Genomic DNA, 12,612 nt, shown 5'->3' with positions numbered 1-12,612 from the left:
CAGGCCGGCACGCTCAACCACTGATCCGCTCCCTGGCCAGCGCTTCATACATCGACCCCGGGAAATCGGCCAGCAGCTGCTGAAACATGGCCGTGCTTTTCTCCTTTTCACCGCCGGCTTCATATAGGCAGGCCATGTTGAACAGGGCATCGCCCTTCAAGGTCTTTTCCTGACCATCGGAGATCATTTTGAAATAGCGGATGGATTCCGGGTACTCTTTTTTCAGGGCATAGGCATGCCCAAGACCGCTGACAATAATATTTTTCAGCGCCGATGACTGCTCAAAATCGTCCAATGCACGTTTATACATGGCAACGGCCGTATCGGCGTCTCCGGCCTGGTAACTGATATCAGCATAGACGATACGGGCGATACGCACGGCTCGCCGCGATCCATATTGATCAAAAAGCGCTGAAAAATCATGTTTTATCCGATCGAATGCGGTTTTGGAATCGGTGTCCTGAAGTGCCGCCGAGTACTTGGCCATGGCTTTTTCGGTCAACATTGAAGCCCGGCGCTCATTGCGATCGGCCATCTGGCGGACCGTTACCACCACCACCACCAGGGCAATCATAACCCCGGCACCAATCAGAATCGCTTTCAGGTTGGACCGCCCAAAAGCGATCAGCTTTCCTGAAAAGGTGATAAATTTGTCAGGCTCCTTGAGCAGTTGTTTTCGTGAAACCGATCCTTTGGCCATTATTCCTCCAGCTGTTTTCGAATCCGTGTCCATGCATCGGCGGGGATATCGGCGCCGACCACCTGACATACCTCAAAACCACATGCCGAGGCAAGCCGGCCACTGTGTTCATGGCCAAAACCATTAACCAATCCGTATAAAAACCCGGACGCCCAAAGATCCCCGGCACCGGTGGTATCCACGGCAGCCCCCGACCCCTGGGCAGGAATCCGGTACGCCCGTCCGTCGTGCTGAATGTAACTGCCCCGGGCACCGACTTTCAGCACCGCCACGTCCACATGCCGGGCGAGCTGGGCCAGGGCTTCGTTTTCGTCTTTGATGCCCGTGTAGGCCAGGGCTTCATCCTCATTGGCAATCAGTACATCCACATAGCGCTCGATAATATCATCGAGCAACGCTTTGGACTGCTCAACGACCGTGAAGCTGGCCAGATCCAGTGAGATCAGGGCGCCGGCGTCCTTGGCCGCTTTCAGCGAAGCCGTCATCAAATCGGGATTGAAGAGAAGGTATCCCTCCATATGCACCAGGGCGCTGTCCGCGAAACAATCCGGGGTGATCTCCTCGGGCTGGGTATCGGCCGAAGCCCCCAGATAGGTGAGCATGGTCCGCTGGGCATCCGGGGTAATAATGGAAAGCACTCGCCCGGTCGGCAGTTCGGATGTCATCAGCAAGGGATCCACCCCTCGCTCGACCAGGCCCTGATGAAAAAATTGACCGGTGTCGTCACTTCCCCGCTTGCCGACAAAACGGGCCTGTCCGCCCAGGCATCCCACCCCCACGGCCGTATTGCAGGCCGACCCGCCGGGCACGATACTGGGTTCGGTGGAGGCGTCAGCCATTACCTTTTCGAGGGTCGGCAGATCCACCAGGGTCATCCCGCCTTTTTCCACACCGATTTTTCGGATAAAGTCATCGCTTTCATTCACCAGTACATCCACCAGGGCCGATCCAAGCCCCACAATACGCCGGCTTCCATTTTTCAGTTTCAAAATCAACTCCTCACACGTCCATCGCTACCAGACCAGTGATCGATGAATCCAGCCTTCATCACCGTCGGCGTGGATGACGTGCAGCCAGACGTCCTTCTTCTCCAGGACTTTGAATGGCACGCCGTTGTCAACGGTAAAGCGGATATCGTTATCGGTACCCGGTCCCGAACGAACGTTGCAGTTGTCGCCTTTGACAATCACCGTTTCGGTATCGGTCAAAAGCGATTTGTAAATCCATCCGCGATCGCCTTCAAAATCTTTGAACAGATACCAATCGCCCTGTTTCTTGACAATCTCCAGGGGATGGTATTTCTCTACCTGCCAGATCACTGCATTCCCGGTATCCGGTCCGGAACGGATGTTGGCGATATCGGCAGCGACACTCAGCCGCTGAGCCCGGGCCAAGCCGGAACCGGTCAGGGTCACGATGATTGCCAAAATAGAAATCAATAATTGTTTCATCAGCAAAAAAATCAGCGGCACGAGCACCGCGGTTGTGACAGCCGGATACGGCCATCCCTGAAGCCATCGCTATCATGCCGGGCTGGGTTTGACCGGCACCATCAGTTTCTGGGCCAACCCCCGTCCCAACACGATCCGTTTGTAGTCGACACCGACGACCAACTGCCCCCGCCCGGAAATCGACCCGGCATCGACGCGTCAGGCCGGCCCGGGAATCGTGTAGGTGGTACAGGACCCGGAGCTGCAGGTGCGTGTCTGGGTGCTGGCGCCTGTCCCCGCGGGCTGTCCGGGCATCCCCCCGGTAATGGTATGGTTGGTGGTGGAAAGAATCCGTTCGAGGTTACCGGAACCACACTTGGAACAGGTCATCTCGACTTCATCTTGTTTGTTCATCACCAAAATTTCGATGTATTCCTCACAGTCCAGACATTTGAATTCGAAAATGGGCATATTCTGCTCCTCAGTTATTTTTGGGTAAAATCTTTCCATTATCTGTCAATTGTCAAGCGCCGCGCCCATGGTTCAGGTTCAGGATGCCAGCAGGGCACGGGCATGTTTCATGGCTGTGGCCGTGATGATCTCGCCCCCCAGCATGCGGGCAATCTCCTTGATCCGCGCATCCTGGTCCATAGGCTGAATCGTGGTCGTGGTCCGGCCGTCCTTGACCGTTTTCCGGATATGATAGTGGTACCTGCCAAACCGGGCGATCTGGGGAAGATGGGTAATGCAGATCAATTGGTGTTTCCGGGAAAGCGTTTTCAGCTTTTTACCGACCCCATCGGCAACGGCCCCGCCGATCCCGGCATCCACTTCGTCGAAAATTATCGTCCCCACCGCATCGGTTTCCGCCAAAATGGCTTTTAAGGCCAATACCACGCGGGAAAGTTCGCCACCGGATGCAATTGCCGAAAGCGGTTTCAGGGATTCGCCCACGTTGGGGGCGATCATGAAAACCGCCTGGTCAATACCCGTGGAGGAAAGCAGGTGGCCGTCCACATTCAGCCAGGCGGAAGCCTGTTTGCCGCAAGGCAGACGGGTCAGGTCGATACCGAACCGGGTTCCGGCCATCTTCAGACTGCCCAGTTCCGCCTCAACCGACCGGGCGAGATTCGCGGCCACCTGCCTGCGCTTTTCGGACAGGTCCCGAGCCAAGTTGGCCATCTGTTCGTATTGGTCACGCAAACGAGCTTCCGTATCGGCAATATCGTCATCCAGATGATCAATGGCACCCAGTTCATCGTCAATGGCATCCCGTTTCTGGAAGAGTGCCACCAGGGAGCCACCGTATTTTCGCTTCATCCGATTGACGAGATCCAGGCGCGCCTCCACGGTCTCCAGCCGGTCCGTTTCGGTGTCCAACCGCCCCAGGTAGGCACGCAGCCGATCGGTGACATCCTCCAAGCCAAAAAGGTGGTCGCAAAGCGCCGTGACGTCATCGGCAAGGCCCTCGTCCATTTCAACGGCTTTTTCCAGGCTTTTACGAATCTCTCCCAACTGTTCCAAAATGGCACCATCGGCCCCGTGCAGGGATTCGATGGCCGAGGCCACCGAACGATTCAACAGTTCGGCATGCTTAAGCCGCATGCGTTCCTTTTCAAGATCGAGATCCTCATCGGGCAAAATGGCGGCATCGGCAATCTCCGCCGCCTGGAACCGGAGCAGATCCAGCTCTTTTTCCTGGTTGGCCTTTTTCTGTTTGAGCGCTTCAAGGGACTGAACAAGGGGGACCATCGCCGCAAAGTGCGCCCCAACCTTCTCGACCAGGGGCATCAGCCCGCCAAAGCGGTCCAGAATGGCCAGATGGGTCTCTTCCCGGAGCAATCCCTGGTTGGCATGCTGACCCGAAATACTGGCCAGATCCGCCGTAATCGCCGAGAGCATCTGAATTGTGGCCATGCGATCGTTGATGTAGATGCGATGCCGGTCATTGGCAGCGATCACCCGGCGTACCAAAAGCCCGTCACCCGGGTCATACCCGTTTTCCGCCATGATCGCTGCGGCGCCGGATGCGGCCGGAATCTCGAAAAAAGCGGACAGTTCCGCGACATCACACCCATCGCGAATCATCCGGGCACTGGCACGCGCCCCCAATAGCAGGTTCACCGCGTTGATAATAATGGACTTGCCCGCACCGGTTTCGCCACTCAAGATGGTCAAGCCATCCTCAAAGTGGATGTGCAGGTCGTCAATAATGGCGAAATTTTTGATCAACAGCTCTCTGAGCATGGTGAACTCCAACCGGGATATGCCTTATCGGTAACGGTCAATGGATCGCCGCCATCATAGAAAAGGCCATCGGGGGAATCAAGTCTTATCGTATACAGCGGCAACGCTCTGGATAATGAAAATCCATTGACCGGCCCGACCGATCGCATCCTAAGAAAACCGCCGGGTCCTGCCCGGCTTGGGAAATATGGACAAATGATTTGACATGCGTTCATCCAACGTTCGCTTTTTCAGGTTGAAGTTTGGCGATCAGGTGATATACTCAATTTATGGCAAGCGATTTCTCATCCTGAAAATAAGGTTAGCAGAAACGGTGGTCACGCCCGCCACACACACCAAGTCGTTGCCATCTTTTTTCGGTTCAACGCAGGCTGATACACCGGTTCCGGGGCGTATCGTTACTGCCATCCAGACACCTCAGCACGGCACGCTGTCAATGGCTTATCCCCCGGGTCCGACAATAGCGCCTCTCCAGCATGTCCCTGTCGCCACCATGGCGAAGGGAAATACCATTAACCAGTTCCACCATCTTCTGCACCGGCCATCAACAAATTAGGGGGACATCATGGTAAAGAAGAGTACATCGGTGCTGCACCAGCACTTGAGTGAAGTCAAGGAAGGAAAACGCTGTTTCGAAAACGCCTTTCAAGGTGTAGCCCGCATGATTCTCGAAAGCGACATCGAAAAGGTGGTCGTTAACGGAAAAACCACATACGATTTCAGCATCTTCAGACAAGGCAAAAAGCACATCATCGGAATGTATGATGAAATCAACAGCTTTGTTTCCTACGTCAAGGATGCGGCGGAAAATGGCTCCTCCAAAGAGATGGCCTTTGTGCTGGTGGGAGAGCCGGGCAACGGCAAGACCTTTCTGGTGGAATTCGTCTGTAACCGCTACCGCGAGTTCCTATCCCATGCGCCCAATCGAAAATATTCTTTCAAGTTCACCGGCCTGGACAAGATCGGCGGATACGGGAAGATCTCTACCATTGAATCCCAGACCTACGAGGATCCCATGATCCTGGGAATGAATATTTTCGAGGAACCGGATAAAAACCGGGAGTTTTTATCCCAGGAAATCGGTTTTTCGGACAACGAACTCGAAAACCTGTGGGTGGATTATCGTCCGCTGGGCGCCTGCAGCGCATTTATCTGGAACGACATCAGAAATTTTTGCAATGGCGACCTTTCCCAGATGCTTGAATTTATCCAGATCTTTCCGGTTCCCATGACCGAGAGCCTGGGGACGGTGACCGGCAAATACCCGGCCAAGGACAAAATCACGTCATCGGCCGTGGATCTGTTGGGCGAAGAGTCCATCCAGCGGCTGTTGCATATCACCGAGACCAACAACCCCTACCGGTTTGACCTGCGCCGCGGTGCCCTGGCCCGCGTAGCCGGTGGCGGCGTCCACTTTTCCGATGAGATCTTCAAGAACAAAAAAGATCTGGTCCAGGTTTATCTGGGCGTGATTCAAAACCGCAATATTGAAATCGACGGGTACAAATGGCCCATCGACACCCTGATCATCGCCACCAGCAACAACTCTGAATTCAACCGTTTTCTGGCCGAAAAGGAAGAAGCACCCATCGTTGACCGTTGCCGGATCTGCTACGTTTCCCACAACACCAACTACAAAATGCAGAAAGATCTGACCAATTACGCCATCGGCAACGAAACCCGCACCACGCTCAACCACGAATATCTGCATCAGGACCCCAACCTGAACTATGCCGCATCGGTCGCAACCGTACTGACACGCTTGGCCCGATCAGAAAAACTGACGCCGATCGAGACGATGAAGCTGGCTGCCGGCGAAGTGGCCGGTGAAAAAAGCATCAAAACCCTGGCCGAAGTGATCGACACCCTCAACCAGGACCCGGACATCACCAAACGGTTCGGACAGAAAGGGTTGGGGCAGCGCAACCTGGGCCGGGCCATGCAACTGCTCCTGGAAACCTCGGAGACCAATGAGGGCAAATGCATGTTTGCCTACGATATCTTCCGGGCACTGGAGCGCATCATTCTCGACTATGTCACCGATGCCAACGACCGGGCCAAGTACATGGAGGACATGAAATCCGCCAAAGGGCTCTACCGCGAACGGATCATGACGGAAATGTTCAACGCTTATATGGATGAACCGCTGGCCATCCGCAAGGATGTGATGAACTATGTGAATATGATCATCGGCATCGACGCCGAAAATCTGGGCCCGGACAAGATGTGGAAATACAAGGATCCCCAGACCGGCGAGTTGCGTGCCCTTAAAATCGACGAACGCTACATCAAGAGCGTGGAGGAACGGCTGGGACTCAAAACCGCCGAGCAGCGCGAAACATTCCGCACCTCCATTCGCAAAATCTACGGTCAGAAAATTTCCGTGGACCCGGATTACGATTTCATGGACAACCTGGAACTGGTCAAAGCGGTCACCGACGTGCGGCTCAAATCCGATATTGCCGGCGCCGGCAGCCTTATCGGCGCCCTGGCCAACCGAACCAACGAAGAGAATCAGAAATTGTACGACCGCATGGTGGATACCATGCTCAACAAACTGGGCTATTGCCACACCTGTGCTCAGAAAACCATTGAATATTTCTGTACCCAGGAAGATGAGAACTGAACCCGGTTCAATTCCTCATTTAGGATCGGGGATGAAATTAATTGGACGTAATTGCGCCGGGCTTGTGTTCGTCTTCAAGGCGCATCAACGGTTGCATACTGGAGTATGTGGCCGATGATGCAACGCGGAAGACGGGCGGAAGAACAAGAAATTCTGTTCAATTAATAAAAGCCCCGATCCTTAGCAACCACGGGTGAGACGACCGATGCACCAAAAACTTGAAAAATTATTCAATGACCTGAAAAAGGCCGGCCTGACACCGGAACAGGAAGAGAAATTCGCCCGTGAACTGGACGGCGATCTGACTCATGCAATACCGGTGATCAGAGGCAACCTGGCCGTGGTCACCACGGATGCAGGCGAGTTCCGATTGCTGGATCTGTACGATTATCACGATCTGATGGTCCTGCAGGCCCTCGCCCAGCCCAAAAGCGGCTACATCAGCCACATCCGCTCCATTGACGAGCTTCTCGAAAAAGACCGCCAGCGGGAAAAAGACGGTTTCCCCCGCAAGATTCGAGTGGGCAAAATGATCAAGCCCGGCAAGGCGGGCAAGGGCAAGGTCGTCGTGGTTCCCACAACCGTCGAAGAGAAGTTTATCCATGACCCCCGCTTTACCGAACAGGAAGAGGGTGAAGGCCAGGGCGGCAGTGGTGACGGCGAAGAGGGCGAGGTGATCGGCGAACAGCCGGTACGGGACCCGGACCAGGCCGGAGCCGGCGGACCGGGAGAAGGTGAAGGCGGCCAACATGAAATGGAGTCCTCGGCTTACGACCTGGGCAGAATCCTCACTGAGCAGTTTGAACTGCCCAATCTCCAGGACAAGGGCAAAAAACGATCCCTGACCCGCTACACCTACGACATGACCGACCGCAATCGCGGTTTCGGCCAGGTTCTGGATAAAAAGGCCACCCTGCGCGAGATCGTCGAAACGAACATTCATTTGGGCAATATTCCCGATATGGACGCCATCGACCCGTCCCGTTTCATCATATCGCCGAAGGATAAAATCTACCGCATCCTCTCCAAGGAGAAGGATTTCGAATCCCAGGCCGTGGTTTTTTTCGTACGTGACTATTCCGGATCCATGGCCGGAAAAGCCACCGAGCTGGTGGTCACCCAGCATGTACTCATCTACAGCTGGCTGCTCTACCAGTATGCCCATCAGGTGGAATCCCGGTTCATTCTGCATGACACCGAAGCCAAAGAGGTGGAGGACTTTTACACCTATTACAACTCCAAGGTGGCCGGTGGAACCCAGGTGTTCTCGGCCTATGAAATGGTCAACCGGATCGTCAAGGAAGAAAACCTGGCTGCGGATTACAACATTTACGTCTTTCACGGGACCGACGGCGATGACTGGGACACCGAAGGCAAAAAGGCCATTCCGGCCCTGAAAGAGATGTTTGGCTATGCCAGCCGGATCGGCATCACCATTGCCGAGCATACCAGCAGTTCCAAAAACAACACCGAAGTGGAACGCTACCTGAAAAAATCGGGCGTGTTGGAAAAATTCCCCAAACTCATCCGCCTGGACGTGCTCAACGAAAGCGCCGACGAACCCAGGCTCATCGAAGGGATCAAGAAGCTGATTTCCTGATCCCGCAGCGGAAATGGTCAAATCCATGGAATTGATCGATCAGCATACGAAAACAATTATGGAAGGCTGCAAGGAAAGGGCGCGGGATGCCGGCTTGCGTTTTGAAGATGAAAGCCTTGAATATATCGTCACCAACCGGGACCTGATCGAACTCTCCCCCAAGGTGATGATCCCGACCCTTTACGACTACTGGGTTCACGATGTGGAGGTGCTCAAGGAAAAAGGCAAGTACGAACTCTATCCGGGCAATCCATATGAAACGGTGATCAATACCCGTCCGGCGATCTCCTTTTACAACGACAACAACCCGGACTGGTTGAACGTGATGATCTTTTATCACGTGCTGGCGCATATCGATTTTTTCCAGAACAACCTCTTCTTCCGTCATACCTGGGATTACGATTTTAATGGTGAGGCTCTTTCCGATAAAAGGGCCATTGCCAAGCTACGGGCGGAACGGGGCCGCTGGGTGGACTATGTGATCGAATTCACCCGCGGTATCGACAACTTGGTGGGATACCACAGCCTGTTGTCAGGTATTTTCCATACACCGGATGCGAGCATCTCGGCCAAGGTGGACTATTACTTTGACATCTACCTCCAGGACGTTGCCAAAGCCAACATCAGCAAATACATCAAGGAACTGGAACGTTACAATGTTAGCGTAAAAGAAGATCCCGCTCTCGGCGAACAGAATTTTTTCGCCCGGATCGACCGGCGCCATCCTGAATTCGGTAGCCTTTTTAAAAAACATCAGGAAGAGAAGCCCCAAAAACCAAAGGATCTGCTCCAGTTCATCATGGAAAATTCCAAAATGCTGCGCCGGGAAGAAAATCAGTGGATGCTGATGGTCATGCAGGTCATTCGCAAAACCGGCCTGTTTTTCCAGCCCCAGATCCGCACCAAAATCATGAATGAGGGATGGGCCTCATACTGGCATGAGACATTGTATCTCAGCGATGATCGCATCAAAGGGCACGAAGTCGATTTTGCCCGGGTCAACGCGGGTGTCACGGCCATGCCCCGGGTGGGGCTCAACCCTTACGCACTGGGCATGCGCCTGTTCTATTTTCTGGAGGAGATGGCCGAAAAAGGGAAAATCTCCTGGGCCTTCCAGCGGACCCGGGATGCCAAAGCACGCAAGGATTTCGATATTCAGTCCGGTCAGGGAAAGGATTTCATCTTCAAGGTCCGTGAAAACTTTTCCGATTTTACTTTTATCCATAATTTTGTTGACCAGGATTTCATCAACAAAAACAATCTGTTTGTGGCCGGCAAACGATTGAATAAGCAGAAGATGGTTTGGGAGTATTACGTTAAAAGCCGCCGTGTCGAAGACTATCGGGAAATGCTGATGGCCTCTCTTTACCATCCGCCCCATATCGAAGTGGATCTGAAGAAAACCAAAGAGAATGCCCTTTACCTGATTCACCACTTTGAGGGCAAGCCGCTTTTGGCCGATTACATCCCCAATACCATGCTGGGTATCGAGTACCTGTGGGGCGGGCCGGTACAGTTGGAAACCACCGAAGTGATGGCCTCGCCCAGTACCCAGCGGATGCCGGCCATTCCGGGGTTGGCCGCAAAAAGCGACGCGCCCAAACCGCGAAAACTGAAATGGCGGCGGGTCCTCTACACGATGAAGGAGCGCAAGCTCAGTAAAAATATACTCTGACGGTATAAGGCAGCACATGGACAATATCAAAAAAGCCATGCAGCAAATCGATATCGGCGAGCACGGATCGAATCATCGCAAGCCGATTCCTTTCGAGGCGTTTCTCCAGGAGGTCCTGGATAATCCCACCGGCACGATCCGGAACGTGTTCCAGGTGTTCCACGACCTGTTCAAGGAATACGTTGGGGAAGGACATGACGAATATCCCAACGATCCGGAATCGATCCAGTATGTCAGTTATGATTGCAGCCAATTGCTGGTCGAGGATGCCGACCACCCTTTTTTCGCCGACCGGCTGTTTGCCAACCGGCTGGTCAACCACGTCGAGGCATTGCGCAGCGGCGCCCAGCAGAATAAAATCTATATTTTCGATGGCCCTCACGGCTGCGGCAAAAGCACCTTTTTAAACAATCTTCTGAAACGCTTTGAGGAATATGCCAATACCGGAGCCGGTACCCGCTATGAAACGGTCTGGCGCCTGGACCGCCGGCAATTGATGCGTGGTGAGGGACACAACGAAACCGCATCGATTCTGGAAAGTCTTTTCCGGATGCAGCAAAACCCCGATCAACGCCAATTTGATACCATCCGTTCCATGGCCGTCCATGATACGGACGGCGACTATGTGGAAGTCCCCTGCCCCTGCCATGACAACCCGTTGCTGCTGATCCCCAAATCTCAGCGCCGGCAATTTCTCGACGAGCTTTTCGAGAACAATGAATTCAAATACACGCTGTTCACCGATAAGGCTTTTGAGTGGATTTTTCACGAGGTTCCCTGTACCATCTGCGGATCCCTGTACGACGCCCTTTACGCCCGCCTGAAAAGCACGGCCAAGGTGTTCGAGATGATTCATGCCGTGCCGTACACCTTCAATCGCCGGCTGGGGAAAGGGATCAGCGTTTTCTCTCCGGGGGATCGGCCGGTCAAGGAGATCATTCTCTCCAACGAATACCTTCAACGGATGATCAATCGACTCTTCTCGGACAGCAACCAGGTACGCTATATCTACTCGCAATACGCCAAAACCAACAACGGCATCTATGCCCTGATGGACATCAAATCCCATAACATTGAACGCTTGATCGAGCTTCACAACATCATCAGCGAAGGACTGCACAAGGTCGAAGACATCGAAGAGAACGTCAGTTCGCTCTTTCTGGCTCTGATGAATCCTGAGGACAAGAAAAACATCAAGGATTTCCAATCCTTTTCCGATCGCATCGTCTATATCAACATTCCCTATGTACTGGATCTGAATACGGAAGTCGAAATTTACCGGAATATTTTCGGCACGCGTATCGATGACAGCTTTCTGCCCCGCGTTCTGCACAACTTTGCCCGGGTGATCATCTCCTCACGGCTGAGCCTACGCTCCGAAGCCATGCTGGACTGGATCAGGGAACCGGCCAAATACAACCGCAATTGCGACAAGAATCTCCAATTGCTCAAAATGGAGATCTACACCGGCCACATCCCGGAATGGCTGTCGGAGGAGGATCGCAAGGCACTGACCGCAAAACGTCGCCGGCGGATCATCAGCGAGTCCGAAAATGAAGGTCGGCAGGGGATTTCCGGTCGGGATTCGATCAAAATCTTTAACTCCTTCTTCACCACCTACGCCAAATCCGGCGAACTGATCGACATGTCCATGCTGTGTAAGTTTTTCCATGCCCAGAAGGAACTGAAAGCCTCCATCCCGGACGGTTTTCTCGATTCGCTGTTGCAGCTGTATGATTATTCAATTCTTCAGGAAGTTAAAGAATCCCTTTACTACTATAACGAAGAACAGATCCATCGGGAAATCCTGCACTATATGTTCGCGGTCAATTTCGAACCGGGCGCCGTCGAAACCTGCAATTACACCGGTGAAACGGTTCACGTGACCGATGACCTGTTCGATGGATTCGAGCGCCGCCTGTTGGGCGAAAAGACGGAAAAGGCCAAGCTTTTGGGCTTTCGTAAAGAGACCCAGAAAGAGTATACGTCACGCACCCTGACCCAGGAGATCATGGTGGCGGGCACTCCCCCCACCGAGACCCGCCTGTTCCAGTCATTAAAAGATCGTTACGAGTACAATCTTAAGGAGAAAGTGCTCGACCCCTTCCTGGAAAATGAAAATTTCAGGCGGGCAATCAAAGATTACGCCGAAGAGGATTTCAAAACCTACGATCAAAAAATCCGCGACGATGTCACCTTTGTCATCGATAACCTGATGAAGCGCTACCGCTACACCGAGCATGGTGCCAAGGCGATCTGCATGTACGTCATCGACAACGATCTGGCCCGAAAATTCACGAAACCGTAATGGATGATGACAACAGGTGAAACCGC

9 protein-coding genes are annotated in these 12,612 nt (G+C 53.4%); 4 read left to right on the top strand and 5 right to left on the bottom strand.

Features of this window, described 5'->3' with window-relative positions; genetic code table 11:
• Positions 1 to 13: 13 nt before the first annotated feature.
• The 5 genes from GN112_RS19915 to recN form a co-directional block, all read right to left on the bottom strand.
• Entirely contained in the window at positions 14 to 700 is a 687-nt protein-coding gene (locus GN112_RS19915; protein WP_162459033.1) for a tetratricopeptide repeat protein, read from the bottom strand.
• The gene (locus GN112_RS19910) at positions 700 to 1,689 is read right to left on the bottom strand and encodes an adenosine kinase (protein ID WP_331457536.1); all 990 of its coding nucleotides are present in this window, start codon (positions 1,687 to 1,689) and stop codon (positions 700 to 702) included. Before GN112_RS19910 ends, GN112_RS19915 begins: the two co-directional genes overlap by 1 nt.
• Positions 1,690 to 1,713: 24 nt before the next feature.
• Positions 1,714 to 2,151: an SH3 domain-containing protein gene (locus GN112_RS19905; RefSeq protein ID WP_155311818.1), complete on the bottom strand. Its 438-nt coding sequence runs from the start codon at positions 2,149 to 2,151 to the stop codon at positions 1,714 to 1,716.
• Positions 2,152 to 2,349: 198 nt separating this feature from the next.
• A complete protein-coding gene (locus tag GN112_RS19900; RefSeq protein WP_155311817.1) occupies positions 2,350 to 2,601 on the bottom strand; it encodes an FmdB family zinc ribbon protein in 252 nt (83 codons plus the stop codon).
• Between the two features lie 78 nt (positions 2,602 to 2,679).
• Positions 2,680 to 4,377, bottom strand: a complete 1,698-nt coding sequence (gene recN / locus GN112_RS19895) for a DNA repair protein RecN (protein ID WP_155311816.1) — start codon at positions 4,375 to 4,377, stop codon at positions 2,680 to 2,682.
• A 565-nt stretch (positions 4,378 to 4,942) separates the two neighbouring features.
• Between recN and GN112_RS19890 the strand changes: the two genes are divergently transcribed.
• From GN112_RS19890 to GN112_RS19875, 4 genes are all read left to right on the top strand, one after another.
• Entirely contained in the window at positions 4,943 to 7,003 is a 2,061-nt protein-coding gene (locus GN112_RS19890; protein ID WP_155311815.1) for a serine protein kinase PrkA, read from the top strand.
• Between the two features lie 205 nt (positions 7,004 to 7,208).
• Positions 7,209 to 8,603, top strand: coding sequence for a DUF444 family protein (locus GN112_RS19885; RefSeq protein WP_155311814.1), 1,395 nt, complete (start codon positions 7,209 to 7,211; stop codon positions 8,601 to 8,603).
• Positions 8,604 to 8,628: 25 nt separating this feature from the next.
• Positions 8,629 to 10,278, top strand: a complete 1,650-nt coding sequence (locus tag GN112_RS19880) for a SpoVR family protein (RefSeq protein ID WP_155311813.1) — start codon at positions 8,629 to 8,631, stop codon at positions 10,276 to 10,278.
• Positions 10,279 to 10,294: 16 nt separating this feature from the next.
• Entirely contained in the window at positions 10,295 to 12,586 is a 2,292-nt protein-coding gene (locus GN112_RS19875) for a serine protein kinase PrkA (protein WP_155311812.1), read from the top strand.
• The last annotated feature ends 26 nt before the right edge of the window (positions 12,587 to 12,612 follow it).

This window comes from Desulfosarcina ovata subsp. ovata (genome assembly GCF_009689005.1).
Classification (GTDB): Bacteria; Desulfobacterota; Desulfobacteria; order Desulfobacterales; family Desulfosarcinaceae; genus Desulfosarcina; species Desulfosarcina ovata.
This window is presented reverse-complemented; position numbering and strand designations above follow the sequence as displayed.

Bases quoted from the DNA above. Each gene is read 5' to 3' on its own strand.
- GN112_RS19915 (WP_162459033.1), bottom strand. From the start codon at position 700: ATGGCCAAAGGATCGGTTTCACGAAAACAACTGCTCAAGGAGCCTGAC.
- GN112_RS19905 (WP_155311818.1), bottom strand. From the start codon at position 2,151: ATGAAACAATTATTGATTTCTATTTTGGCAATCATCGTGACCCTGACC.
- GN112_RS19900 (WP_155311817.1), bottom strand. From the start codon at position 2,601: ATGCCCATTTTCGAATTCAAATGTCTGGACTGTGAGGAATACATCGAA.
- recN (WP_155311816.1), bottom strand. From the start codon at position 4,377: ATGCTCAGAGAGCTGTTGATCAAAAATTTCGCCATTATTGACGACCTG.
- GN112_RS19890 (WP_155311815.1), top strand. From the start codon at position 4,943: ATGGTAAAGAAGAGTACATCGGTGCTGCACCAGCACTTGAGTGAAGTC.
- GN112_RS19885 (WP_155311814.1), top strand. From the start codon at position 7,209: ATGCACCAAAAACTTGAAAAATTATTCAATGACCTGAAAAAGGCCGGC.
- GN112_RS19880 (WP_155311813.1), top strand. From the start codon at position 8,629: ATGGAATTGATCGATCAGCATACGAAAACAATTATGGAAGGCTGCAAG.
- GN112_RS19875 (WP_155311812.1), top strand. From the start codon at position 10,295: ATGGACAATATCAAAAAAGCCATGCAGCAAATCGATATCGGCGAGCAC.